At 45.4% G+C, this 24,873-nt stretch carries 24 protein-coding genes; 15 read left to right on the top strand and 9 right to left on the bottom strand.

Features of this window, described 5'->3' with window-relative positions:
• Window positions 1–358: 358 nt before the first annotated feature.
• Genes ACQEXP_RS18730 through hemC form a run of 4 tightly spaced genes read right to left on the bottom strand, consistent with a single transcriptional unit; the run spans window position 359 to window position 4,446 of the window.
• Window positions 359–1,546, bottom strand: coding sequence for a heme biosynthesis protein HemY (locus tag ACQEXP_RS18730; RefSeq protein WP_426971223.1), 1,188 nt, complete (start codon window positions 1,544–1,546; stop codon window positions 359–361).
• Window positions 1,546–2,754 carry a uroporphyrinogen-III C-methyltransferase gene (locus ACQEXP_RS18735; RefSeq protein WP_269378387.1) on the bottom strand — a complete coding sequence of 403 codons (1,209 nt, stop codon included), beginning with the start codon at window positions 2,752–2,754 and terminating at the stop codon, window positions 1,546–1,548. Before ACQEXP_RS18735 ends, ACQEXP_RS18730 begins: the two co-directional genes overlap by 1 nt.
• Before the next feature lie 3 nt (window positions 2,755–2,757).
• Window positions 2,758–3,501, bottom strand: coding sequence for a uroporphyrinogen-III synthase (locus ACQEXP_RS18740; protein WP_426971224.1), 744 nt, complete (start codon window positions 3,499–3,501; stop codon window positions 2,758–2,760).
• Window positions 3,502–3,507: 6 nt separating this feature from the next.
• Window positions 3,508–4,446, bottom strand: coding sequence for a hydroxymethylbilane synthase (gene hemC / locus ACQEXP_RS18745; RefSeq protein ID WP_138972209.1), 939 nt, complete (start codon window positions 4,444–4,446; stop codon window positions 3,508–3,510).
• A 333-nt stretch (window positions 4,447–4,779) separates the two neighbouring features.
• On the opposite strand from hemC, the gene ACQEXP_RS18750 reads away from it, so the two are divergent.
• Window positions 4,780–7,308, top strand: coding sequence for a class I adenylate cyclase (locus ACQEXP_RS18750; RefSeq protein WP_426971225.1), 2,529 nt, complete (start codon window positions 4,780–4,782; stop codon window positions 7,306–7,308).
• A gap of 60 nt (window positions 7,309–7,368) precedes the next feature.
• Here ACQEXP_RS18750 and cyaY read toward each other — a convergent pair whose 3' ends face one another.
• Window positions 7,369–7,683, bottom strand: a complete 315-nt coding sequence (gene cyaY / locus ACQEXP_RS18755) for an iron donor protein CyaY (RefSeq protein ID WP_269378390.1) — start codon at window positions 7,681–7,683, stop codon at window positions 7,369–7,371.
• A gap of 75 nt (window positions 7,684–7,758) precedes the next feature.
• Between cyaY and lptM the strand changes: the two genes are divergently transcribed.
• The 7 genes from lptM (at window position 7,759) to ACQEXP_RS18790 (ending at window position 14,925) form a co-directional block, all read left to right on the top strand.
• On the top strand, window positions 7,759–7,878 hold the full coding sequence (gene lptM / locus ACQEXP_RS18760; RefSeq protein ID WP_419723661.1) for an LPS translocon maturation chaperone LptM: 120 nt from the start codon (window positions 7,759–7,761) through the stop codon (window positions 7,876–7,878).
• A gap of 28 nt (window positions 7,879–7,906) precedes the next feature.
• Window positions 7,907–9,160: a diaminopimelate decarboxylase gene (gene lysA, locus ACQEXP_RS18765; RefSeq protein WP_426971226.1), complete on the top strand. Its 1,254-nt coding sequence runs from the start codon at window positions 7,907–7,909 to the stop codon at window positions 9,158–9,160.
• Between the two features lie 10 nt (window positions 9,161–9,170).
• Window positions 9,171–10,001, top strand: coding sequence for a diaminopimelate epimerase (dapF, locus tag ACQEXP_RS18770; RefSeq protein WP_269378392.1), 831 nt, complete (start codon window positions 9,171–9,173; stop codon window positions 9,999–10,001).
• 26 nt (window positions 10,002–10,027) lie between these two features.
• Window positions 10,028–10,732, top strand: a complete 705-nt coding sequence (locus tag ACQEXP_RS18775; protein WP_269378393.1) for a DUF484 family protein — start codon at window positions 10,028–10,030, stop codon at window positions 10,730–10,732.
• On the top strand, window positions 10,704–11,630 hold the full coding sequence (gene xerC, locus ACQEXP_RS18780; protein WP_269378394.1) for a tyrosine recombinase XerC: 927 nt from the start codon (window positions 10,704–10,706) through the stop codon (window positions 11,628–11,630). Before ACQEXP_RS18775 ends, xerC begins: the two co-directional genes overlap by 29 nt.
• Window positions 11,631–11,632: 2 nt before the next feature.
• On the top strand, window positions 11,633–12,355 hold the full coding sequence (gene yigB, locus ACQEXP_RS18785) for a 5-amino-6-(5-phospho-D-ribitylamino)uracil phosphatase YigB (protein ID WP_426971227.1): 723 nt from the start codon (window positions 11,633–11,635) through the stop codon (window positions 12,353–12,355).
• A gap of 95 nt (window positions 12,356–12,450) precedes the next feature.
• Window positions 12,451–14,925 (top strand): EAL domain-containing protein, encoded by a 2,475-nt coding sequence (locus ACQEXP_RS18790; protein WP_426971228.1) that lies wholly within the window; start codon window positions 12,451–12,453, stop codon window positions 14,923–14,925.
• Here the strand turns inward: ACQEXP_RS18790 and ACQEXP_RS18795 are convergent.
• Together ACQEXP_RS18795 and ACQEXP_RS18800 are read right to left on the bottom strand one after the other, a co-directional pair.
• Window positions 14,909–15,544, bottom strand: a complete 636-nt coding sequence (locus ACQEXP_RS18795; RefSeq protein WP_269378397.1) for a tRNA-uridine aminocarboxypropyltransferase — start codon at window positions 15,542–15,544, stop codon at window positions 14,909–14,911. The genes ACQEXP_RS18790 and ACQEXP_RS18795 overlap by 17 nt on opposite strands.
• Entirely contained in the window at window positions 15,541–17,067 is a 1,527-nt protein-coding gene (locus tag ACQEXP_RS18800; RefSeq protein ID WP_426971229.1) for a COG3650 family protein, read from the bottom strand. The genes ACQEXP_RS18795 and ACQEXP_RS18800 overlap by 4 nt, the downstream gene beginning before the upstream one ends.
• A 38-nt stretch (window positions 17,068–17,105) precedes the next feature.
• Between ACQEXP_RS18800 and ACQEXP_RS18805 the strand changes: the two genes are divergently transcribed.
• Window positions 17,106–17,576 (top strand): EVE domain-containing protein, encoded by a 471-nt coding sequence (locus tag ACQEXP_RS18805; protein ID WP_269378399.1) that lies wholly within the window; start codon window positions 17,106–17,108, stop codon window positions 17,574–17,576.
• Between the two features lie 56 nt (window positions 17,577–17,632).
• Here ACQEXP_RS18805 and ACQEXP_RS18810 read toward each other — a convergent pair whose 3' ends face one another.
• Window positions 17,633–18,460: a Cof-type HAD-IIB family hydrolase gene (locus ACQEXP_RS18810; RefSeq protein ID WP_426971230.1), complete on the bottom strand. Its 828-nt coding sequence runs from the start codon at window positions 18,458–18,460 to the stop codon at window positions 17,633–17,635.
• 106 nt (window positions 18,461–18,566) lie between these two features.
• Complete coding sequence (locus ACQEXP_RS18815; RefSeq protein ID WP_426971231.1) at window positions 18,567–19,553, bottom strand: alpha/beta fold hydrolase; 987 nt, start codon at window positions 19,551–19,553, stop codon at window positions 18,567–18,569.
• 85 nt (window positions 19,554–19,638) lie between these two features.
• On the opposite strand from ACQEXP_RS18815, the gene rhtB reads away from it, so the two are divergent.
• The 6 genes from rhtB (at window position 19,639) to arsJ (ending at window position 24,818) form a co-directional block, all read left to right on the top strand.
• Window positions 19,639–20,256 (top strand): homoserine/homoserine lactone efflux protein, encoded by a 618-nt coding sequence (gene rhtB / locus ACQEXP_RS18820; RefSeq protein WP_269378402.1) that lies wholly within the window; start codon window positions 19,639–19,641, stop codon window positions 20,254–20,256.
• 29 nt (window positions 20,257–20,285) lie between these two features.
• Window positions 20,286–21,512 carry an EAL and HDOD domain-containing protein gene (locus tag ACQEXP_RS18825; protein ID WP_426971243.1) on the top strand — a complete coding sequence of 409 codons (1,227 nt, stop codon included), beginning with the start codon at window positions 20,286–20,288 and terminating at the stop codon, window positions 21,510–21,512.
• A gap of 105 nt (window positions 21,513–21,617) precedes the next feature.
• On the top strand, window positions 21,618–21,959 hold the full coding sequence (locus ACQEXP_RS18830; RefSeq protein WP_426971232.1) for a metalloregulator ArsR/SmtB family transcription factor: 342 nt from the start codon (window positions 21,618–21,620) through the stop codon (window positions 21,957–21,959).
• A 25-nt stretch (window positions 21,960–21,984) separates the two neighbouring features.
• Window positions 21,985–22,986 (top strand): ArsJ-associated glyceraldehyde-3-phosphate dehydrogenase, encoded by a 1,002-nt coding sequence (locus ACQEXP_RS18835; RefSeq protein ID WP_426971233.1) that lies wholly within the window; start codon window positions 21,985–21,987, stop codon window positions 22,984–22,986.
• Between the two features lie 11 nt (window positions 22,987–22,997).
• Window positions 22,998–23,489, top strand: coding sequence for a cyclin-dependent kinase inhibitor 3 family protein (locus ACQEXP_RS18840; protein ID WP_269378405.1), 492 nt, complete (start codon window positions 22,998–23,000; stop codon window positions 23,487–23,489).
• A gap of 108 nt (window positions 23,490–23,597) precedes the next feature.
• Window positions 23,598–24,818: an organoarsenical effux MFS transporter ArsJ gene (gene arsJ / locus ACQEXP_RS18845; RefSeq protein WP_269378406.1), complete on the top strand. Its 1,221-nt coding sequence runs from the start codon at window positions 23,598–23,600 to the stop codon at window positions 24,816–24,818.
• The last annotated feature ends 55 nt before the right edge of the window (window positions 24,819–24,873 follow it).

Raw genomic sequence — 24,873 nt, forward strand, 5'->3', positions numbered from 1 at the left:
ACTTGCCGTCCTGACCGTCCGCCTCTGATTCACACAGCCCAGCCTGACGCTAGGCTTTGGTCGTTTTAAAAGCCCGTTGCTTACGCCACGGGCTTTTTGTGTATTAGGGGGCTAGAGTGCTTCACGTGCAGAAATCGGGTACGTGCTATGGCTACCCTCGCCGAGGTAGGGGCTAACACGAACTCTGCGCCTTGAGACAATGGGAGCGGCTTACCCTGCTGAAGGTAAGGCTTGGCTGTAAACTGGCAAGATGTGGGTCTAGAAGATGATGTGATAGGACTTGTCCCTGATAAGAGAAAATATCCTCGCTATAAAAAAAGCCACCTGATTAGGTGGCTTTCTAAAGTACTTACTAGTGTTAAGCAGCAGGACCGCTGACTAGAGTCAGTGCTTTTTTAGAGACTTCATGTGCGGCTTTAGTTAGGTTTTGTTTCTCTAGGGCATCCGCGAGTAGGCCGTAATCTGAGACGTTTGAACGTATAGAGAGCGCTTTCTCTAAGTGCTGTTGAGCGCCACTCCAATTCTCATTACGTAGGTGGAACCGCGCTAAAGCACTATTTGCTTGTGCGTTGTTGGCATCTTTTCTTAGGACTTCTTCTAAGAAGGTGATAACTGGGTGGCTGTCTGAGAGTTTAAGCTCAGGAAGTAAGCGATATAATTCAGAATTCGGATGCTTCTTAAGTGTTTCTTTAATTAAAGTAAACGCTTCGTTATCTGCCTGACGGTTGATGAGTTGTTTCGCAAAGCACTCCACTAGATGAGCGTCTGATTTCACCTTGCGTGGTAGTGCATTCCAGTGAGCGATCAGTCCTTCACTCCCTTTTTGCTCTGCAACTTCAGTAAGCAGGCCACATTGTGCTCGTTGTGCTAATGGCTCTTGTTCATCTTCGGTCACGATCTTACTCTTCACTAGTTTTGGCAGTAAGTCCAAAAGCGGCTGCCAAAGCTTCAGTTCAATGTAAACCTGTTTGAGCAAGTTCAGGACTATTAGGTTGTTGGCATAGTTACGTTTCAAGCCTGACAGCGTTTCAAGAGCTTGGTTGTACTTAGCATCGCGAATTTGTTGTTTGGCTCTAGTGAGTTCAACCGCTAGCTCAGCGTTTTCTTGCTGTGCTGCCAGTTCTAAGTAACGATCTCGCTGTGCTTCATTACCCATGCCTTGTGCTGCTTCTGATGCAACTAAGTAACAGAGTAGTGGCATATCATGATGATTTGCCCAACGAGTCACTTTTTTCTCTGCGAGCTTGAAATTACCTTCGAGCAACTTGATGATTCCTTCATTTGTGTAGCGGCGTGAGCGTCTCATTTTACGTACGCTGAAGTAATTCCATGTTGCTGAACTCGCATAGAATACTTTCTTAATCAGATACTCTAAACCGAACAGCGCAGCTAGCGCGCCAATAACGAAGATGACTAAAGTCGTGACACTCATCTCGATGGTTTTGTTGGCAATTGAGATCAGCACATAGCCTTGTTGACCTGCATACTGAGTACCAACAAACAGTCCTAATCCGAGTACGACAAAGAGAAAAATAAGGCGAAACATTACTTATCCTCCGATACTAGAGTCGTCACTTCACGACGAAGGCGTTCACGAATGACATCAGATAGGTTCTGTTGTGTTTCAAGCTTAACTGGATACTCAACTTGAACCTTTTGTGAGCTCAATAGTTCTAGCGCTTTATTAAACTCTTTCACTTCATTTGAGTCTTGGTTAAAGAAGGTTGATGACCATTTGTCTGCGGTCGTTAACGCAGTCGAGTAGATTTCTTGTTGTTCTACGTAGACGGCCTTAATCGCTGTTTCTAACTTCGCCTTAATGTTTTCTTTTAAGTAGAAGTGCTGCTGAGGTGATAGGAGTGGAATAACGTTGCCATCACGAGTTCTGAAAGTGATGAAGTTGTCAGAGAAATCTTTTAGTGAAGTAAGTAGGTTATCTTGCCAGTCGTAAATGTCTTCTGAAACTACAGGTTTTTGCTGCTTATCTGCTTCAGGAAGCAGGGCATTGGCAAGTGGGAGCTTATCTACTTGTTGCTGTAGTGCTGTAATGCGTAGCACTAAACCTTCACGATCAACTAATGGAATGGTCTTGAGCTTAGTAATGTCGTTGGCCATCGCTTTTCGCAGTGGAACTAAACTTGGGTCGTTCAGTGCAGCGATGCGTTGGTCCGCACTTTCCATCAGTTTGGTTGCGCTGACCGCGTCATGCTCAAGAAAGAGTTTACGTCCTGCCAGTTTTACCAAGTAATCTGCTTCCGCGAGAAGCCAGTCATTTGGACGACGCCCTTTCACATCAGCAACGGCTAACTGAAGGCTTTCAATACTTTTTTGTTGCTGAGCTAATACGGTTTCGGCACGGTGAGTGATTTCTGTCGCTTTGGCGATGGCTTGCTGTTGGGTCGCTTCAAGTTCAGATTGAACTGAGTTTTGAGTTTGCTGCAATTGAGTTTGTAGTGCGCTAATTTGCGCTTGGTATTCAGCGTTCTTTTGCTGCATTTGGAAGGTAAGACCGCCACCGAAAAGGACCGAAATAACGATGGCAACAGTCGCGAGCTTAACGCCACGTTTGGCTTGTTTATCTTCAGCTTGAGTTTTCGCGGCTTCGCTAGGTTTTGGTTCCGTCACTGGTGAGACTTGCTCCGATGTCTCTACCGCTGTTTCTGCAGACGCTGTTGTTTCTGATTTGTTTGCGTCCGCTGCCTTATCTTTTTCTTGGTCAGGGGCAATGTTTTCGTTTTTATTTTTGCTTGTCATGACTTATTGTCCTGTTTTGTCTGGCCGGAGAGCAGCCAATAACACTGGGTTCGAGGCACTGAAAGTATTGGTGACCACTTTAAAACCGACTTCTCGTGCTTGTTGCGCTATACGCTCGCTAGGTACGTAGAGGTGTAGCGTAAATAACCAGTCCCGTTGTTGTTGATTAAACTGCGAAATAAAGTAGTCGAGCTGACCTGAACTGGTGATGACTAATTGATTAATGTTTTTATCTTGCCAGAACGGTACGAGTAAATCTGAGCGGAAAGCTAGGTTTTCTCGTTTGTATACTTCTCTATATTCAACACACGCACCTCGTGCAGAGAGCGTATCGAAGATGAGTTCTCGCCCACCATTTCCACGCAAGATGAGGATTGATTTGTTGGTGACGTTTTGCAGTACATCCAGATTAAGTAGATGTTCGCTGTCACTAATTTCTGGGTAGTGTACTTTTTGTTGACTTACTTTGCTCAAAACATGTGCAGTTTTTTGACCAACGGCAAGGTAGATCGGCTGTGAAGGCCAAGTTAGGCTCAATTGTGAGAGGAAACGATGGCTCGCTTCTACTGCGTGTTGGCTAACTGCGATGATGATGTCAACGTCTGCTATTCGATTCTCCAATCCGGTTAAGTGCTCACCGGGCTGGATATGTATAAGAGGGTGGTGAAGGTTGGAAACTCCAACCTTCGAAAGTTGCTCACATAGGGAAAGGCCTTGTTGTCCCGGCCTAGTGACCAGTACTGCCATAGTGATTTACTCGTGTTCTGCGTACAGTTTAGTCAGAATCTCTTTCGCGCCGTCTGCCAATAGCTGATTAGCAAGTTCGACACCTAGAGCTTCTGCATCTGCACGAGCGCCACGGATCTCACCACGAACGATCTTAGAGCCGTCTGGTTCACCCACTAAAGCACGTAGCCAGATGTTGTCGCCATCAATGAGTGAGTAACTACCGATTGGCACCTGACATCCACCTTCTAGGGTTAGGTTCATTGCGCGTTCACAGCGAACACGGTCTGCGGTTTCTTTGTGGTTTAGTGGCTCTAGGAGTTCAATAAGGCGTTCATCATCTAAGCGACATTCGATACCGACTGCACCTTGTCCAACCGCTGGTAGGGATTGTTCTGGTTCAATAAAGCTCTTGATACGCTCTTCCAGTTCAAGGCGTTTTAGACCAGCGGCAGCAAGAATGATGGCATCGTATTCGCCAGCGTCCAGCTTGCTGAGACGAGTGCCAACATTGCCACGCAGTTCTTTAATGACTAAGTCTGGACGAGCCTCTTTAAGTTGGCATTGACGACGCAGGCTACAAGTGCCCACAATGGCTCCTTGAGGGAGTTCATCAATACTGCTGTATGTGTTGGATACAAAAGCATCGCGTGGATCTTCACGCTCACAGATGGTGACTAGGCCTAGGCCTTCAGGGAAATCGACAGGAACGTCCTTCATCGAGTGAACGGCTAAATCTGCTCGACCTTCCAGCATGGCGACTTCAAGCTCTTTAACGAATAAACCTTTACCACCCACTTTTGCTAGCGGTGTATCTAAGATAATGTCGCCTTTGGTTACCATGGTCACTAGCTCAACTTCCAAACCTGGGTGAGCAGCTTGTAATGCGTCTTTAACATAGTGAGCCTGCCAAAGCGCAAGTGGACTTTTACGTGTAGCGATACGAATTGGAGTTGTTTGAGTCATAGTGTTCTGCTGATACCAAAATAATGGCTAATCCTACCACTGTCGGCTAAAAATGCATTACTGCATATTCATTCGGGTGAGGGATTGATGTTTGCTAGCACAAAATCATCGAAAGAGTGTGATAAATGTCTCGTTTGTAAAATAGGCTATTATTATTAAGAGCAGTTACGTACCACACTAAGAGCGGCAACTTCAGATGGACAAAATTGTGTAGATCAGATCGTACATTTCTTTACCAATCCAAATAAAAATGTTAGATTGATCACGTTTTGTTGGTGCTTTAGGACAGTTTTTAGTCAGGCACTATCTAGGATATGAACCAAGGAAGCTCCCTTGCAGGCTTACACCAAGACGTTAATAAAGAGACTTGATAACCTTAACCAGCAACGTATTGAACGTGCGCTGGCGCTTATGGATTTACCAAGTCAACGAGTCTTCCATCTGATCCCAACTCTACTCCATTTCAACCATCCTCTGTTTCCTGGTTACTTTGATGCCAAAGTTCCTTTTGGTATTTGTGATTTTGAGCTTAACGAAATTCAGCAGCAATTCGTTGAAGATAGCCAATTAACTATTGGACAGCCTCTACCAACCAGCGAAAATCCAGCGATTCTCGGTCTTTATACCATGGGAAGTACATCTTCTATTGGGCAAAGTACTTCCAGTGATCTGGATATTTGGGTATGTGTATCACCTGAGATGGAATGCGAGGAAAGAGAGAGCCTAACCAACAAATGTTTACTGATCACTGATTGGGCACAAACTCAGGGTGTTGAAGCGAATTTCTTCTTAATGGATGAGCAACGTTTCCGTTCAAATCATTCTGAAGAAATGACCGGCGACAACTGTGGTTCATCTCAACATCTGCTGTTACTTGATGAGTTTTATCGCAGTGCTGTGCGCCTCGCTGGCCAGCGCTTGCTGTGGCAGATTGTTCCAACAGAGATGGAAGAGTGCTACGACGAATATGTAAAAGACCTTTGCAGCAAAGGATATATCGATTGCTCTAAGTGGATTGACTTTGGCAAATTGAATCGAATTCCTGCAGAGGAGTATTTTGGCTCGAATCTATGGCAGCTTTACAAGAGTATTGACTCGCCATACAAGTCGGTTCTGAAAGCCATTTTATTAGAAGCCTATTCGTGGGAGTACCCAAATACTCAGCTGTTGAGTCTAGATACTAAGCGACGTTTCTTTGCGCATGAGCCGGATCTGTACGGGATGGATGCGTATTACCTAATGCTAGAAAAGGTGACTCGTTATCTTGAGCGTATTGGAGATACCACGCGTTTAGATTTAGTGCGCCGCTGTTTTTATCTTAAAACGCACGAAAAGCTTTCTAGAGAACCAAGTGTGGGTTCGGTGGAATGGCGTCGTGAAGCGCTGAGTGAACTAGTACAGCAGTGGAACTGGTCAGACTCTGTTATTGAAGAGCTTGATGACCGTCGTAACTGGAAAGTAGAGCAAGTCAAAGTCGTACACCATGCGTTGCTGGACGCTTTGATGCAGAGCTACCGGAATCTTATTCAGTTTGCTCGTCGCAATGATATTACTTCAGCTATTAGCCCTCAGGATATTAGTATCTTGGCGCGTAAGCTGTATGCTGCGTTTGAAGTGTTACCAGGTAAGGTTACGCTGCTTAATCCTCAGATTTCTCCAGATTTACATGAGTCTGACCTGACCTTTATTGAAGTTCGTCCAGGACGGACAAATAAAGCGGGTTGGTATCTGTATAAACAACCTTTGACTCCCCACCGTATTATCGGTCAGGCGCCGTTAGAACATAACGAGTATTTGAGTAAGCTGGTAGCATGGTCATTCTTTAATGGTTTGATTACAGAGTCGACTCGTTTGCATTCTGTGATTCGTGACGCTCACCTCGACATCGATAAGTTCTATCAGATGGTGAGTGACCTACGTAATACCTTCTCACTGCGTAAACGCCGACCGACAATGCAAGCGTTAGCTAGCCCATGTGAAATTAGTCAACTGGCGATGTTTATCAACTTTGAAAACGATCCAACAGCAGACTTGAGTGGCAAGTCTTTGAAGCTTGATCCTAAGACCACGGATATTTTTAGCTTTGGTCCTGAGCAGAAATGCCTAGTCGGCAGTGTTGATTTGGTTTACCGCAATTCGTGGCATGAAGTGCGTACTTTGCATTTTAAAGGTGAGACGGCCATGCTGGACGGGTTGAAAACCGTGCTAGGGAAAATGCATCAGGATGCGATCCCACCAGAGTCGGTTGATGTGTTCTGTTACAGCAAAAATCTACGTGGCGTCATGCGCAACAAGGTTTATCAGTTATTGGCAGAGTGTATTGATTTACGTCTCAAGCCAGTTGAGCAAGAAAAACGTCGTCGATTTAAGGCGTTACGCATAGGTCAGCAAACTTACGGTCTGTTCTATGAACGTCGTGGTGTTTCGGTTCAAATGTTGGAAAACTCGGTAGATTTCTATCGCAGTATTTCGACCAACAAGTTGAAAGGTTCACCACTTCTGATGCTAGATAAGGAACAGGACTATCAGTTGCCTGAGGTGGTTGATGGTTTTGCCAGCGAAGGTTTGATTCAGTTCTTTTTTGAAGATACTGACAAAGGCTTCAATATCTACGTGTTGGATGAATCCAATCGAGTGGAAGTCTATCACCAGTTTAAAGGTGAGAAAGATGAGATGATTGCGAGCGTGAACAGTTTTTATACCTCGGTGAAAGATGAAAATCCGCTCTCTTCGAAACTGATCAATTTCAATTTACCGCAGTACTACCAGATTGTTCGTCCAGAAGATGACGAACCTTATATTGTTCCTTATCGAAATGATGGCGCGAGTTACACTAGGCCAAACAAGATAGTGAATGCATAAACGAATACAAAAAAGAGCATCTAAGGATGCTCTTTTTTTATGTTGGGCAGGGATAACTTTTTAGACCCACTCGATCTCTTCGTCGCAGTGTTTTTCACACTCTTGCTTAACCATAGCAATAAGTTCTAGTCCAGTCTTTGAACACGTCCAATTGCCATCAACTAGAGCAAAGTGAAAACCCCCAGATTTAGATGCCAGCCAGATCTCTTTCATTGGTTCCTGACGGTTGATAATGATTTGACTGCGGTCTTCAAACTCCAAAGTCATTACGTTGCCAGAGGTCTCGTAATCGATGTCCGCACCTGAATCATCAATCATTTCCTCGATGATTTGCATTTGAACATCTACTAACTGATGAAATTCCGTATCGTTCATCTAATCTATCCTATTGCTTTTCTTGAGTGTGGTGCGATTATAGGGGGCATTGATAGAATAATCACGATACAACCAATGAAAAAATCGATCTTAGCTCTTTTTATCTTTTCGGTGCTTGGCTTAGCTGGCTGTGGTCAAACTGGACCGCTTTACATGCCTGAAGATGCTCAGCAGAACGAGCAATCTTCACAATAATTAGAAACAGAATATAAGGGAAAGTACTTTGGATTACTTCAACTATCAGGATGATGGCCAGCTATGGGCCGAAGATGTCGCACTAACCGAACTTGCACAACAGTACGGCACGCCACTTTATGTATACTCACGCGCAACGTTTGAGCGTCACTGGCACGCGTTTGATAAATCGGTAGGTGAGCACCCTCATTTGGTGTGTTATGCCGTCAAAGCAAACTCAAACCTTGGTGTCTTGAATGTGTTAGCTCGCTTGGGTTCTGGTTTTGATATTGTGTCTGGTGGTGAACTGGAACGAGTCATTGCTGCCGGTGGTGAAGCAAGCAAAGTTGTATTCTCTGGCGTTGGTAAAACCGAAGCCGAGATGAAACGTGCGCTGGAGCTGGGTATCAAGTGTTTCAACGTAGAGTCTGAGCCAGAGCTAGAGCGTCTCAACAAGGTTGCAGGAGAGCTTGGTCTTAAAGCGCCGATCTCGCTGCGCATTAACCCAGATGTCGATGCAAATACTCACCCTTATATTTCAACTGGCCTACGTGATAACAAGTTTGGTATTGCGTTTGATCGTGCACCTGCGGTTTATAAATTCGCTCAAAGTCTAGAGAACTTAGAGATTCGCGGTATTGACTGCCATATTGGATCTCAGCTAACCGATATTGAACCGTTTATCGATGCGACAGATCGCCTGCTCGCTCTTATTGATGATCTAAAAGCCCAAGGCATTAAGATCGAGCATCTTGATGTTGGTGGTGGTTTAGGGGTGGTATACCGCGATGAGCTGCCACCAGAGCCTTCTGACTATGCGAAGGCACTGCTAGGTCGTCTTGAAAATCATCAAGACTTGGAGCTTATCTTTGAACCTGGTCGTGCGATTGCAGCTAACGCAGGTCTGTTGCTGACTAAGGTTGAATTCCTTAAGCATACCGAACACAAGAATTTCGCCATTATTGATGCCGCAATGAATGATTTAATGCGTCCAGCGCTTTATCAAGCATGGCAAGATATCGTGCCTGTTTGCCCTCGTAAAGGTGAGCCAATGACTTACGACTTGGTGGGACCTATCTGCGAAACGGGTGATTTTCTCGGTAAAGACCGCTCGCTAGTTATTGAGGAAAATGATTTGCTAGCGGTACGTTCTGCTGGTGCTTATGGCTTCGTCATGTCTTCCAACTACAACACTCGTTCTCGTGCAGCAGAGGTCATGGTTGATGGCGATCAAGCTTACTTAGTGCGCCAAAGAGAAGAGCTATCCAGTTTGTGGGCACTTGAAAACGTACTTCCGGAGTAATTGAAGTCTTATGCATTTCCATTTTTCAAAAATGCACGGTTTGGGTAACGACTTCATGGTCGTTGATTGTATTACTCAAAATATTTTCTTTTCCCCTGATTTGATCCGTCGTATGGCGGATCGTCACACAGGCGTTGGTTTTGACCAACTGCTTGTCGTGGAAGCACCATACGATCCTGAAACCGACTTCCACTACCGAATTTTTAACGCTGACGGTAGTGAAGTTGAACAGTGTGGTAATGGTGCTCGATGCTTTGCTCGCTTTGTCCGAATGAAAGGATTAACGAACAAGTACAGCATTAGCGTCAGTACTAAAAAGGGTAAAATGGTACTGAACATAGAGGAAGATGATCAGGTTACGGTGAACATGGGAGTGCCGGAATTTGAACCAAGTAAGATTCCTTTCAAAGCGAAGCAGACTGAAAAAACGTACATCATGCGTACAGGGGAAAAAACCTTATTCTGTGGTGCAGTCAGTATGGGTAACCCTCATGTGGTGACTGTGGTTGATGACGTCGCTACGGCTGATGTCGACACATTAGGACCTCTTCTAGAGTCTCATGAGCGATTCCCTGAGCGCGTTAATGCTGGATTTATGCAAGTATTGCGACGAGATGAAATCAACCTACGAGTCTATGAGCGAGGGGCTGGTGAGACTCAAGCGTGTGGCAGTGGTGCTTGTGGGGCGGTAGCTGTTGGTATCGTCCAAGGTCTATTAGACGAAAGCGTTAAAGTGAACCTACCTGGTGGTTCGCTGCACATTAGCTGGCAAGGGCCAGGGAAACCGTTATACATGACAGGTCCTGCTACCCATGTGTTTGATGGTCAGCTAAGCTGCTAAGAATAAAATAATAACAAGGATTCAACGTGTCTCAAATTGAAGCGGATGCACTGACGGCTGAAGTGGTAGCCGAGTACCTAAGTGACAATCCAGACTTTTTTACTCATCGACGTGATTTAGTGGACCGACTGGCACTGCCGAGTCAGGAACAAGGTGCTGTTTCTCTTGTTCATGTGCAAATGAACCGTCAGCGTCAGCGAATCGAAGAGTTAGAAGAAGAGATCACCTCATTGATGTCTCTGGCTAAAAGTAATGACAGAACATTTCATGAGTTTATGGAGCTGCAAGAGCAGATCCTCAAATGTGACACCCTGTTTTCGGTAGTAAAAGCCATTGAAAATATGGCCAAATCACTAGGATTAGTGGCTTATGTGCGCTTACTTGATAGCGAATCGGGCTACTACTCATTGAATAAAGAAAACTATCAGCGTTTTGCGACCAATCATTTAAACGGTAAGAGTGCTTACTTAGGGCGTATGCGCAAAGTAGATCGCGAATTATTGCTAGGTGAAAACTCCCGAGCACCAGAAATGGGTTCGTATGTCGTGCTACCCTTGTATAAGAAAGCACTTCAAGGAGTACTCATGTTCTCAAGCGGTGATGGTGGTCATTTCCAACCTCATATGGACACCTTGTTCCTGCGCCACTTGGCGCTGGTGTTATCTCATTTGATTGAAAGCCTGCCTTGGCAATGTGAAGAGCATGAGCGAATCAGTAACTCCTCTTCCTAACGGACTAAGACAGCCTCTGGAACGCTTCTATGAATATTTAAGAAGCGAAAAGGGGCTGAGCTTGCATACCCAGCGCAATTACAAACAACAACTCGAAACCATGGCAAGTCACCTTGTTCATCTTGGTCTGAAAAATTGGCAACAAGTGGACGCTGGATGGGTGCGCCAAATTGCCAGTAAGGGAATGCGTGATGGGATGAAGGCCAGCAGTATTGCGACTCGTCTCTCTTCGTTACGTAGCTTTTTTGACTTTCTGATTTTGCGCGGCGAATTGGCTGCAAATCCAGCTAAAGGGGTTTCTGCGCCACGTAAAAAGCGTCCTTTGCCTAAAAACCTCGATGTTGATGAAGTAGGTCAATTGCTTGAGGTTAATGAAGATGATCCATTAGCGATTAGAGATCGTGCAATGATGGAGCTGATGTATGGTGCAGGGCTTCGTTTGGCTGAAATGGTCAATGTAAACCTTAAGGATGTGAGTCTTTCTTCAGGTGAACTGCGTGTTATCGGTAAAGGTGATAAAGAACGCAAAGTCCCTTTCTCTGGAATGGCGGCGGAATGGGTAACCAAATGGCTGAAAGTTCGCTCTAGCTTAGCGAAGAGTGATGAGCCCGCTCTGTTCGTCTCAAAGCTTGGAGTTAGGATATCGCACCGGAATGTTCAGAAACGTATGGCGGAGTGGGGCCACAAACAGTCTGTCGCTAGCCACATTAGTCCCCATAAGCTGCGACATTCATTTGCCACACATATGTTGGAGTCGAGTAATAATCTACGAGCGGTGCAGGAGCTGTTAGGGCATGAAAATATTTCAACCACTCAGATCTATACCCATTTAGATTTTCAACATTTGGCTGACGTTTACGATCAGGCACACCCAAGAGCGAAAAAGAAAGGGAGTTAATCGTGCAATTTTTCCGTCAATGGCAAGCAGTCAAAGCAATGACTTTCGACCTCGATGACACGCTTTATGATAATCGTCCGATCATTCGTCAGGTTGAACGCCAGATGGTTGAATGGTTGCACCACCAACACCCTATTTCTGCGACTCAGCCGTTAAGCTGGTGGTATGACTTAAAACGAACCTTGGCAAAGCAAGATAGCTGGTTACCTAACGATGTGACGCTATGGCGTTATAAACAGATTGAGCAGGGACTGATTTTGCTTGGTTATCAGGCGCAACAAGCACAGTCGGCTGCTGAAGAGGCGATTGCGCGTGTCTTAGAGCTTCGGAGCGATTTCACAGTACCGTTAGAATCTCACAAAGTATTGGCCGAGTTGGCTAATCAGATCCCTTTGGTAGCGATCACTAATGGTAATGTCGATGTGGAAAAAATTGGTTTAGCTGACTATTTCTCTTTGGTGCTGAAAGCTGGCCCAGATGGCTATGCAAAACCCCATCGAGATCTCTTCGATAAGGCGCAACAATTTTTGGCGATACCCGCTGAGGATATTTTGCACGTTGGTGACCACTTGGTCTCAGATGTCCTTGGCGCCAAGCGCAGTGGAATGAAGGCTTGTTGGTTCAATGACCAAAATATCGATTTGTATCAACATGATAAGGTGAAAGTCATCCCGGATGTTGAAGTAAACCGATTGTCTGACTTGTCACTATTGATAGAGAAGTAACTAACAACTCTCGAAATCAACTCTTTTCATATGGATGCACATGCATTACGGTATAGCCACTAGTAAACAAATGAAACACGTCTTAGGCTATTTGAATGCGCACTTATTCCACGCTGGTGACTGATAATCAGCAATTAATGGCGTTTCTCCAGGATATTCCTGCTAGGAATTCTGCATCATATCTTGTCCAGCTTTTTTCAACAGAGCCAGAAGATAGAGTATGTGCTTATGCGCGGCAGATTCATGAATTCCTTCCACATAGCCACATCATAGGGCATAGCACCCGCCATACGATTGTCGATGGGCAGATCACTCATCATGGAAGCTTAGTTGTTATCTCTTGCTTTGAGCATACTCGAATCACCTCTGCATGTGTTGAACTGACTGAGAATCCTATCCAAGAAGCACGCAATGTTTTTGGTGCTCTTGAACTGAATGAGCAGTCGAAACTCATCATCAGTTTTTCACAACACATCAAGAGTTTGGATTTTAATCTCTACCGAGCGCTAGGGGAGTTAACATCAGTGCCGATCAGTGGTGGTGTGGCTGCCAATGTTGATGTACGTGAAGAGTGGGTGTTGTATGGCACTCAAACTTATCAAAAGAGATCGGTATCGGTTGCTCTCCACAGTGAACGTTTACAAGTATGGCGCAACGCATTTTCTGAATGGACGCCTGTTGGTGGTCCATTAAGAGTCACCGATGCGGAAGGCGCTAAGCTCAAGTCTCTCGACTACCAGCCTGCTTATAGTTTATATCAAATGAGGCTCGCAGAAGGGCGCTCGTTAGCTTTAGAGCAGATGTTAAGCTTCCCTTTAGAAAGCAGTTCTGGGCAAATCAGTTGTCCTAGAGCCCTTTACCCTGACGGTAGTATTGAATTGGATCAATCGATCTCGATTGGTGATGAGGTACGCATCTGCTACAACCATCCCTCTTTAACGCTTGAACAGGTTCGCCATGATGTCATTCAACTAGCAAAACATAACCCAGAGTCTGTGTTTATCTATAACTGCGAGTCTCGACTGGAGTTTGTTGAGGGTGTCAGTGAAATCAGGCTTTTCGATCAGTTCGAAATTTGTTGTGGTTCATACTGCTTGGGGGAATTTTATCGTAGCGAACGTCAAGAGACGCTGCACCACAGCATGACTTATGTCGCGATGAGTGAAGATGAATCGCGTCCGGCTCTGACTGTTGCTGATAACGACGAATTTCCAGTCTCGCCACTTTTTCATCTCATTCGTCATTCAATTGATGAGCTCAACCAGATCCGTCAAGGTGTTGAACAAAAACTGGCAAAACAGACCGAGAGGTTGATTGAGAGTTACCGCCTCGATAAACATACTGGGTTGCAGAATCGGGTAGCCTTACAGGAAAGGCTAACTCGCGTTAAAAGCAATGAGCATATTATCACTTTTAAATTGTCGAACTTTCATCAGGTTAATGAAAAGTACGGTTATCAAGTCGCTGATGAGTTAATCCGAGATCTGACAGAGCACATAACCTCAAGCATTGCTCATCGTCATGGTAGTGATTTTGTTAAACACCTCTACTATATCGGACCTGCTGAGTGGGCGATTGTTTTTATATCCAATCGCACGAGTGAACAAATTCGAGTTGAATTCTCCTCTTTTGCTGAAGAGTTAGAACACATTAATTTTGACCCATTTGGGTTGCCAGAAATCGACTACTTGTCAGTATCGATTACCGCAGGCATCGCGAGTCGATTTGATTTCCCAGAAGTTGAGGGAGAAGAGCTACTGCTAAAATCGATCGATGCTAGACGAATGGGGAAAGCACGCAACACCCATATGTTTAATGCGAAAGATTGCGCGGTTTCTGTTGCTGAACATCAAGATAGGCTTGAGTTGATGGGCGTCGTTAGCCGAGCCATTCTTAATAAACGCATCATTACCTACAGTCAGCCAATATTTGCCGCTCATACAAGAGAACAAGTGTCACAAGAGTGTCTGGTTCGAATCGAAGATGAGGGCAGCATCATCTCTCCAGGGCGTTTTTTACCTATTATCGAAGGAACTCATTTATATACGCGTTTGAGTCGCCACATGCTGACCTCTACGGTGGCATATATGGCCAACAGACAAGAGTCTTTCTCCATAAACTTATCACCACAGGATATGCTGAGTGATAAAACGTTGTATCTACTTGAGCAGTCGGTCGCTGAGATGAATGATCCCTATCGATTAGGCATTGAAGTTTTAGAATCGGAACAGATTAAAGATTTTGGTCGCATGGCGGAAGTTTGCAGTCACTTCAAAAAATTGGGTGTGCGCTTGATGGTTGACGATTTTGGTTCCGGTTATTCCAATTTAGATGAGATCATTCGTCTTGAGCCAGACATTATTAAGTTAGATGGCAGCTTGATAAGAAATATCGACAAAGACGAAAAACAGCGCCGTATTACTGCCCAGTTAGTCAAACTGTGTCAGGTTCTCAATGCCAAAACGGTCGCGGAGTTTGTGCACAATAGTGAGATTTGTAGCATTGCGGAAAGCATCGGCGTTGATTACCTGCAAGGCTTCTATCTAGCAGAGCCTAAACGTCTGTTTTAGCGTTGAAAACGTGCCCACTTTTGTCGGCTTTAAACACCTGCATGTAGTGTTCAAAAAAACCTAATAGCTGTTCTGATGAGTTTGGCTCACCAACGGCATCAAGCAGCTCGCAACACACTTCTAATGTGCACAGATGGCCTTGTTGTTGATTACGTCGCAACTGATAGGTGGAGACTCGGGTTGGTTCAAGGTGTACTTGTGGCAACCCTTGCAACCAAGGGCTTTTACGCAGCATCTTTTTCGCCTCTTGCCATGTGCCATCGAGAATGATGAACAGGGGCGTGCTGTTTGTTGTTGCCTGTTCTTGCTGACGTTTAATCTCTGATATATCGATGCTCTTATCGCTTGGGAAGAGCAAATACGGGTCATACTCTTGGCTAGCCATCAATGCCATTAAGTTTGTGCAAGGCTCCGTGCGCTTCCATACATGAGCGCTACTGGTTGCCAAACTTTGGAGTAACCATTTACCGGTATTAGTCTCACGATCCAACTCGTTCTCGTGCATTAATAGTGCGATATGCAGAGGGGCTTGTGTCTTTGGCAACCATTCACACACACACTGATGTTGCAGCAGACAATGAGGGCAACGAGTGCCCTCAGAGGTTATTACGGTATTCAAAGAGTAATGCCTTGTTGATGAGGGGTTAGTCCATCAGAGAACAACTGGATTGGACTGATTTCATCGTAACCTGCCACTGGGGCGGTACTTGGGTTTAGCGGATACTTAACACCATCGTATTTTAGAACGTGCTGGTTAGGTATCGCGCCACCACCGCTAACAAATAGAACCAGATCTTGCCAGCCGCTTTGTTTGTTGACTCCAACGTTAATTGGCGTTCTGACCAAGGTGATTTTGCTATTGAAGCGCCAATCCTGTTGCTGATTGTCGAAAATCAGGAGCGTACAGCCACCAGAGCCACACCAGTCGAGTTGTGCCAATAGCTCTTTATGGCCATCGCCATTGAGGTCGTAGCTAAGCCAGCGGTAGCGAGTCCCGGTAGGATCTATACCGTTAGCGCTGAAATAATCTCGCAGTGCTTTGTCAACTTTGGGATTGAACTCAGCGGTTGCAGGGATAGCGAGTGGACTCGTCGCTCCATACGTTGTCGAGGCGCCCTGCTCGGACTTGAATAAGGTCAGTCCACCGTCAGCAATAGGGTAGACCATATTGCCCACTTTTTCTTTGTCAGCCGTTATCTGGTTCCCTTCTCGTGTAAAGATACGTTCAGAAAGCAGAGGTTGTTGCTGATGGTGAGTCATGACAACCTGAACCTGATTTGGGTTTAGTTGCTGCCAGTAGCCTCGTTCTACAGAGTCTGATTCGCCGTCATTATAGCTGTAAGTGGTTGTGGCCGTATGGTCAGAAGCGATATTTAAGCTGACACTAAAGTTGCTAGCTTGTGTGGATGTGGCTTGATAAAACCCCGTCCAGTTGTTAGTGGCATCTTTGTTCGATAGCGTTGCGCAGCCATTGTAGGTAGAGTCACCCAGCTGTAACGTTGCACTCCATCCGTACAGAGAGTCGCTCATACCATCGATACAACTGCGTTTATTGAGTTCTAGCGATCCGGCATCGAACTGATAGCGTCGGCGATCGGTTTCAATTCGACTCGACTTCAGTGCGAGTTGTTGTTTCTCTTCTCCCAGTTTTTGAAATGTGAGGAACTTGTCTGAAAAGGCAACAGACCAGAATGGTTCATTACCAAATGCAGAAGTAGGCTTAACTGGCTGGTCACAGCGTTTTGGATTTTCCGCACTAAGGATATTGATTGAATCAACAATGAAGCGCGCCGTGTAGTCGGCAACAAAACCATCTGCTTGACCGGTTGCAAGGTGACCGATCACTTCTGCGTACAGAGGGGCATATGGGCTTGGGACGAGTTTAAGAGCCTGTTGAAATCTGTCATTGGGTAGGTCGAGCCAATACTGCTGCTGACTACCGCAAGGTGTGATGGAGCGAACCTCATGACCAAGTATCACTTCACCGCGCATTACAAACGTTTGTGCTTGAATACTCGCAGGGTTATCTAAACTCGCTTTAGGCGTTGTTGGCGTTGAAGTTACTTGTTGAGAATCAAATGTCGAACATGCTGACAACGTAAGTAAAGTCATTACAGCCGCTGGGTTTCGAAGCGCCTTCATGCTATATCTTCCCTATTCAGAAATTGGCGGAGTCTATTATGGCATATTGGCTGTTCAAAACAGAACCGGACACCTTTTCTATTGACACTCTTCGAACACAAAAGGTTTCTTGCTGGGAAGGCGTAAGGAATTATCAAGCTCGGAATATGATGCGTGATCAGATTAAAATGGGGGACTTGGTTCTGATTTATCACTCATCATGCAAAAAGGTTGGCGTGGCAGGCATAGCTAAAGTCGTGAGGGAAGCTTATCCAGATCATTTCTCGTTTGATCCTGAAAGCGACTACTACGATCCAAAATCAACGGCAGATAGCCCACGCTGGGTGATGGTGGATATCGAGTTTGTTCGTAAGACAGAGCGCTTAATCCCACTTTCAGTCATGAAAGCCATGCCTGAGTTGGAAAATATGCCGTTAGTGAAAAAGGGTAATCGTTTATCAATTATGCCTGTTTCTGAGCAGGAGTGGAGTGCGATTCTCGATAAAGAGAAACTCCCTAGCCAAAGATAATTCTCGTGAAACAAATCAGGCTGCAATAAGCAGCCTGATGGTCGTGAATTGAGTCATTAAAACAGATGGTCTTGGAGGTAATGAGCGACCGCATCATCTGCATTGCTACCAATGACTTCGTTATTAGGCAGCGCTTCTTTCACCTTATGGTGTGCTGTTTCCATCACCAAGCCTTTACCAGCCATTTCAAGCATTTCAGCATCGTTCATACCGTCGCCAAAGGCAATGCAGTTTTCTAGGGTGAGGTTTAAGGACTTAGCAACCGCTTCTAGCGCATGACCTTTGGATACTTCAGCGGCCATAACCTCTAGGCACCAAGGTGTGGAAAACGCGATATTTAGCTGGTCGCCAAACGTTTCTCGCAGCTTTTTCTCAAAGATAACGAGATGGTCATGATCATGCTCTGGATGAGTGAAAAATATTTTTGCTATGCCTTTGCATGGCGCAGCTTGTGCTTCGAATCGCTTATAGCTAAAGCCGGATTCACTATGAAATTTTGCGAGCATCTCATCATCTCTATCCAGCAGCCAGTCTTCATTTTGGTACATGTGGATAAAGATATTGCGATCTTCTCTGATCACATCGATCACTGCTTGAACCAAATCAGCAGGAACATTCTTGCTGTACATTAGTTGGTCATTCTGGTCATGCACTCGGGCACCGTTAGAAGTGATCATGTAGGCTGGAATCCCGGCGATTTCTCGAATACCGGCTACGTCAACGTGGTGACGACCTGTAGCAAAGATAAAGGTGAAACCTTTTTCGTGCAGGGCTTTGAGTGTCTGTTTGGAAAACTCGCTTAGCTGGTGGTTTGGAGCAAGCAAAGTGCCATCGAGATCGGAGGCGACAATGTGAAAAGGAGTATCTTGGCGTGAGTTGGTCATATCACCCTCGTTGTGCAGCGTTGATTCGCCATTGGTTAGAGCGAATAGTGTACTCCAAGAGAAAGGGGAAAAAGAGGGTAAACTTCACCCTCAATCATTTCCTATTTTAGTGCTTTTCAAAGAAGTTCAGAGTGAGATCGAGGGCTTGATTACGGTATTCGTCTTTCTCAAACAATAGCTCGTGTTTGGCGCCGTCGATGACTTCAAATGCGCAATCTTGATGTGTTTTAGCCAGCTTACGCATAAATTGATCTTGTGCCTGATTAGAGACTATCTGATCGTCTCCTGCCTGCATCACGAGCAGTGGCGTCTTAATATGACGTGTCATTAAATAGCACTGTTTACAGGCGACTAAGCCTTGCCATACCCAACGTGTGCTTGCTCCACCTATTTTTAGTTCGGCGTGTTGTTCATAGAGGTTGCGGAACCAGTGGTAGCGAATCGAACTTTGGCTTAGTAGGTTGCCCGTAAAAGGTTTGGGATAGTAAGCCACTTGGCCGGGAGCAAAAGTTGGCTTGGGGTAAACCGCTGTCAGGAGTTGGCCAAGCAGAGTTGCAATGGGTTTTAGGTGCCACGGCAGATTCACGCCATACATTGGCGCACTAAGTGATGCCGCATCAAATAGAGAATCGCGTGTTTGGAGATAACGAGTAACGATGTTTCCCCCCATAGAGTGACCAAGTAAATAGCGCTTGTCATAGTGCTCTAAGCTAAAGTGCTCAAGTAAGACGTCTAGATCTTGAACGTAATCTTCAAACTCTCCGACATATCCCATCTGTTTATCTTCAATCAGACGATCAGATAGCCCTTGTCCTCTGTGATCATAGGAATAGATATCGTAACCCTGCTGAAATAGGTCGTAGAACAGTTCTTGATATTTCGTGGTGCACTCGATTCGTCCATTGACCACGACAATCGCTTTTGTGTGCTGAGGTGAACAGAACTTTATCCAGTATAATGAGGTCCGATCGAACGATTTTAGGTAGCCCTGCTGCCTAGATTGCCAAAAGTTGGCAATATCGCTACTGATTGCTTGCTCAAAATCTGACTCTTGAGTATAAGAAGGAGTTATGTTGGAGCTTGAATCATTCATTGACGCTAATGACCTGAATATGATTGATTTTTGCGGCAGAGTTAGATTATGTGTGGCTAGCTACGTTTAGTCGAGAGGAAATACTATGGATATGCATGTTTGGCTTGCTTATGTGGTTACGGCAATTGTTTTTAGCCTTGCGCCAGGTTCTGGTACTGTAAATTCCATAAGTAATGGACTGAGCTACGGCACACGCCATTCTCTTTCTGCTATCGCCGGTCTGCAAATTGGTCTTGCTATTCATATTGCTCTTGTTGGTGCAGGTATTGGTGCTTTGGTTGCACAGTCTGCTTTGGCATTTAGCGTAATTAAGTGGGTAGGAGCGGCGTATCTGATTTGGCTTGGTATCCAAAAATGGCGTGATCGCTCAAGCTTAGCGGCTAATGAGGCGACTCAATATATGTCACGTACCAACCTAATGCGCAAAGCGGTGCTGATTAACCTCACTAACCCTAAGTCTATTGTCTTTCTTGTGGCCCTGTTTCCACAGTTTATTGACCCAGCAAGAGACCAATTGACGCAATTGTTGGTGCTAGGTATTACGACCGTAACTATAGATTCAGTTGTTATGTTGGGCTACACCAGCTTGGCTTCGCAAATGGGTCGTTTTATTCGTTCTGATCGTATTATGTCTAAGATAAACAAAGTGTTTGGCTCTATGTTTATGGGGTGTGGTGCGCTGTTGGCAGCTGCAAAAGCATAACTGAGCTACTGACTGATATGCAAAAGCGAATACGTGATACGTATGTAGCACGTCAACCTATCTTAAATGCTAAGCGACAAACCTTGGGGTATGAGTTGTTGTTTCGTGATGGCGAAAGCAATGCATACCCAAGTCATATTGAGTCCAACCGCGCCACCTATCGGCTGATTGTCGAAAACTTCCTATCGATTGGGACCAATCCTCGTATTGCGGCTTCTCGCTGCTTCATTAATTTTCCACACGAAAGTCTGGTGCGATTACTTCCGCTTTCTTTGCCAAAAGAGCAGATTGTGGTTGAGATTCTTGAAACCTGTATTCCCAACGATGAACTGTTCCTAGCCGTCAAAGAGATCCATGCTAATGGTTATCTGATTGCGTTAGATGACTTTGTTTACAAGCCTGAGTGGGAGCGTTTTCTGCCATTGGTGCACATTGTTAAGATCGACATCATGGCAACGGGACTGGAAGAGTCTTGTGCGTTGATCAAAGAGCGATTGGCCATGGGCGTCAAACGGAAATTTTTAGCAGAACGAGTCGAGACAGAAGAAGAGTTTCTCGCGACTCGGTCTGCTGGTTTTTCGTTTTTTCAAGGCTACTTTTTTAGTAAGCCTGTTGTTATTCGACAGCGCTATCTTAGCCCTGAGCAGGTGATTGCGATGGACTTGTTCCGAGCTGTATGTCAGCCACAAGTGGACTTTGAGCAGATAGAGAGGATTGTCGCTCGAGATGTGGCTCTGTCGTATAAATTGTTGCGCTTTGTTAATACCATGTCGAATCGGATTGAAGTACCTATCTCGTCGTTTCGTCAGGCGCTGGTTTATCTGGGTCAAGACAAGCTGAAGATATTTGTGTCACTGGTCGTCGCTTCATTTGTTTCTGCCTATAAGCCAAAAGAGATTTACACTTTGTGCCTTCAGCGCGCTCAGTTCTTTCAATTAATGTCGGATGATAACCCGTTTGATCAACTGCGTGAGCAGGCTTTCATTATTGGTTTATTTTCAATGCTTGATGCGTTGTTGGATATGCCACTCGAAGAGTTGGTTAATCAACTGCCCTTATGTAAAGCCATCAAGGTCGCTTTGCTTGAAAGAAAGGGGCCATATGGCACCTTGTTGCAATTGGAAGAGTGCTATGAGAGTGCCGACTGGACAGGTATGGAGTCAGCATGTCAGCAACTCAACCTCTCGATTCATGAAGTGATGCCAAGAATCAATCAGGCCCAACGTTGGAGCCAAGACCTTATTAAGGTCGTTTAACCCCACTGCCCAATCATGAAACTTTTATGACAAATGCCGTTCAGGTGTTGATCAATTCATCTAATTAAATAAACATATTCGCATATCCATATATGAGTATGTTTTATGCTGCCCCACCAATTTTTCAAATTGCTTTCCGATGAGACCCGTGTTCGTTGCTTGATGTTAATCATGCGAGAAGAGTGTCTATGTGTTGGGGAGCTGACAGAAGCACTGCAAGAGAGCCAACCGAAAATATCACGTCATCTTGCTCAACTGCGCTCGAACGGAATATTGGTCGACGTTCGACAAGGTCAGTGGGTGTTTTACCGTTTGGCGAAAGATTTGCCAGGGTGGATGAACAAATTGATTGATGATTTGGTGGCTTCCAACTGCCTGAAAAAAGAATACCAGCAAGATATAGAGAGACTTCATGCAATCCAGTCTCGTCCAGTCTGCTGCCCATAGTTTTTGAAGATAAAGAGACAAAGTTATGACGATTAAAGTAGGTATCAATGGTTTTGGCCGTATTGGACGTTTAGCCCTGCGTGCTGCGTTTGATTGGCCCGAACTAGAGTTTGTTCTAATCAACGATGTTGCCGGTGATGCCGCCACACTGGCTCACCTTCTAGAGTTTGATTCAGTGCAAGGACGTTGGCATCACGAGGTTGCAGTTGAGGGCAATGCGATGGTGATTGATGGCAACACGGTGGCAACGACTCAGGAGCGAGATATTGATGCCGTTGATTGGTCTGGCTGTGATGTGGTTATTGAAGCGACGGGTGTCCATCGCAAAACCGCTTTCTTGAACAAATACCTAGAGCAAGGTGTGAAACGCGTGGTTGTTTCTGCACCGGTTAAAGAGCCTGGAATTGCGAATATCGTAGTGGGAGTCAATGATGAAATCTTCGACCCTGCGATCCACCGTATTGTTACCGCCGCTTCGTGTACTACCAACTGTATCGCGCCAGTAGTTAAAGTGATCCATGAGAAGTTGGGCATTGAGCAATCTTCATTTACGACCATCCATGATTTGACTAATACTCAAACAATTCTCGATGCACCCCACAAGGATCTACGTCGTGCCCGCGCATGCGGCATGAGCTTAATCCCAACCACGACTGGCAGTGCGACGGCGATCGTTGAGATTTTCCCTGAGTTGAAAGGCAAAATTAATGGTCATGCAGTCCGTGTTCCGTTGGCCAACGCATCACTAACGGACATCATTTTTGATGTCAAACGCGACACCACAGCGGAAGAGGTGAATGCCTTGCTAAAAGAAGCTTCTCAAGGGGAGCTGAAGGGGATTCTGGGCTTTGAAGAGCGACCTCTGGTGTCGATTGACTACAAAGGAGATCAACGCTCAACCATCGTTGATGCTCAGTCAACCATGGTTGTGGGTACCCGCATGGTGAAAATTTACGCTTGGTACGACAATGAGATGGGCTACGCGACGCGCACTGCGGAATTGGTTCGTAAAGTCGGTCTGGCGTAAGGAGAGAGACAATGACACACCCGTTTTGGCAGCTTGATTTAGACGCTGGTGCTCTGATTCTGACCCCATGCCCTGGAACAAAAGGCGTAGAGCTAGCCGAGTCACTGGCTCAACTGAAAGAGCAAGGTGTGCAGGCGATTGTGACTGCACTGGATAACGCAGAACTTGCAAGCAAAGATGTCTCCGCACTCGGTGAAATAACACAGCAAATGGGGATGCAGTGGTTCCAGATAGAGATTGAAGATGACTGCGCTCCGACTGGTGATTTTGCTAGCAAATGGCAGCAAGCGAGTCCTAAGTTACACCAGATTGTGGACAACGGAGGCAAAGTTGCCATGCATTGTATGGGAGGCTCTGGACGTACGGGACTATTTGCCGCACATCTCTTGTTAGAAAAAGGATGGCAACTGGAAGAGATTGTAAAAGCGGTACAGGCATTACGCCCTGGTGCTTTTACTAAGTCTGTTCAGGTCGATTACATCAAAGCTGTCGCTGAAAAATAGCGCCGAAAAGAGCTTTTGGTCTACTGGTGTCTAAAAGCTCTTATTGCTCTATTTTCGATAGCACTCTTTTGTGAGATTAGATTGCAAGTAAACAAGGTTAGGTTATCTATGTTCGCAAATCTGAGTAAAAACGTGCGCCAATATATGCTGGTGACGTTTAACTACTGGAACTTCACCATTACTGATGGTGCACTCAGAATGCTGGTCGTGCTCTATTTCCACAGTCTTGGCTACAGCACTCTAGAAATTGCGTCGCTATTTCTGTTTTACGAGTTTTTTGGGGTTGTTACTAACCTTATCGGAGGATGGCTGGGGGCGCGTCTTGGCTTAAATAAGACGATGAACATTGGTTTGGGCATGCAGATTTTCGCTTTAGCCATGCTTGCGGTACCGACCAGTTGGCTGACGATCCCCTGGGTGATGATGGCTCAAGCACTATCGGGTATCGCAAAAGATCTCAACAAAATGAGCGCCAAAAGTTCCATAAAAACGTTGGTGCCTGATGAACAGCAAGGTTCTCTCTATAAATGGATAGCGATTCTCACCGGTTCAAAAAACGCATTGAAAGGTGCTGGATTCTTTATCGGTGGATTGTTGCTGTCGTTAGTGGGTTTTAAATATGCAGTGCTGCTTATGGCTGGTGTACTGAGCTTGGTGTTTATCGGCAGTCTTGTTGGGTTAGAAAGTGATTTGGGTAAAGCGAAAACTAAGCCGAAGTTTAAGCAGATTTTTTCCAAGTCAGAGCCTATCAATATTCTTTCCGCGGCGCGTATGTTCCTGTTTGGTGCTCGAGATGTATGGTTTGTTATCGCGTTACCGATTTATCTTGGTAGTGTGTTTGGCTGGGATCATTTGTGGGTTGGCGGGTTCTTGGCTGCGTGGACCATCGCTTATGGGATCGTACAGGGGATAGCGCCAAAGATTACGGGCAAGGCCGAGGGCAAAGTTCCTGACGGGCATGCTGCTATGCTGTGGGCTGGTGGTTTGGCTGTCGTTACTGGTTGTATCGCCTACGCTGTTCAGATTGGTTGGCAACCTGAAGTGGTGATTGTCGGTGGCTTGCTGCTCTTTGGTGCCATCTTTGCGGTGAACTCATCATTGCACTCTTATTTGATTGTTAGCTACGCCAAAGGGGATGGAGTTTCCTTGGATGTTGGTTTTTACTATATGGCTAACGCCATGGGGCGTCTTATTGGAACGATCCTTTCTGGTTGGGTATTTCAGATGGCGGGTCTTTCGGCGTGTTTGTGGGTGTCATTTGCATTCCTAGCGTTAACAACGATGATTTCTTTGAAATTACCGAAAATCGAACAAGTTGCATCAGCTTAACATTATCAACTAATCATGACTGAAAGCTGACCAAGGTTGTACTTTGGTCAGCTTT

Origin of the sequence: Vibrio sp. TRT 1302 (assembly GCF_050113875.1) — a bacterium.
Lineage (GTDB): Bacteria > Pseudomonadota > Gammaproteobacteria > Enterobacterales > Vibrionaceae > Vibrio.

Coding starts and splice junctions, on each gene's coding strand:
- ACQEXP_RS18730 (WP_426971223.1), bottom strand. CDS start 1,546: ATGTTTCGCCTTATTTTTCTCTTTGTCGTACTCGGATTAGGACTGTTT.
- ACQEXP_RS18735 (WP_269378387.1), bottom strand. CDS start 2,754: ATGACAAGCAAAAATAAAAACGAAAACATTGCCCCTGACCAAGAAAAA.
- ACQEXP_RS18740 (WP_426971224.1), bottom strand. CDS start 3,501: ATGGCAGTACTGGTCACTAGGCCGGGACAACAAGGCCTTTCCCTATGT.
- hemC (WP_138972209.1), bottom strand. CDS start 4,446: ATGACTCAAACAACTCCAATTCGTATCGCTACACGTAAAAGTCCACTT.
- cyaY (WP_269378390.1), bottom strand. CDS start 7,683: ATGAACGATACGGAATTTCATCAGTTAGTAGATGTTCAAATGCAAATC.
- lptM (WP_419723661.1), top strand. CDS start 7,759: ATGAAAAAATCGATCTTAGCTCTTTTTATCTTTTCGGTGCTTGGCTTA.
- dapF (WP_269378392.1), top strand. CDS start 9,171: ATGCATTTCCATTTTTCAAAAATGCACGGTTTGGGTAACGACTTCATG.
- xerC (WP_269378394.1), top strand. CDS start 10,704: ATGAGCGAATCAGTAACTCCTCTTCCTAACGGACTAAGACAGCCTCTG.
- ACQEXP_RS18790 (WP_426971228.1), top strand. CDS start 12,451: ATGCGCACTTATTCCACGCTGGTGACTGATAATCAGCAATTAATGGCG.
- ACQEXP_RS18800 (WP_426971229.1), bottom strand. CDS start 17,067: ATGAAGGCGCTTCGAAACCCAGCGGCTGTAATGACTTTACTTACGTTG.
- ACQEXP_RS18805 (WP_269378399.1), top strand. CDS start 17,106: ATGGCATATTGGCTGTTCAAAACAGAACCGGACACCTTTTCTATTGAC.
- ACQEXP_RS18810 (WP_426971230.1), bottom strand. CDS start 18,460: ATGACCAACTCACGCCAAGATACTCCTTTTCACATTGTCGCCTCCGAT.
- ACQEXP_RS18815 (WP_426971231.1), bottom strand. CDS start 19,553: ATGAATGATTCAAGCTCCAACATAACTCCTTCTTATACTCAAGAGTCA.
- rhtB (WP_269378402.1), top strand. CDS start 19,639: ATGGATATGCATGTTTGGCTTGCTTATGTGGTTACGGCAATTGTTTTT.
- ACQEXP_RS18830 (WP_426971232.1), top strand. CDS start 21,618: ATGCTGCCCCACCAATTTTTCAAATTGCTTTCCGATGAGACCCGTGTT.
- ACQEXP_RS18835 (WP_426971233.1), top strand. CDS start 21,985: ATGACGATTAAAGTAGGTATCAATGGTTTTGGCCGTATTGGACGTTTA.
- ACQEXP_RS18840 (WP_269378405.1), top strand. CDS start 22,998: ATGACACACCCGTTTTGGCAGCTTGATTTAGACGCTGGTGCTCTGATT.
- arsJ (WP_269378406.1), top strand. CDS start 23,598: ATGTTCGCAAATCTGAGTAAAAACGTGCGCCAATATATGCTGGTGACG.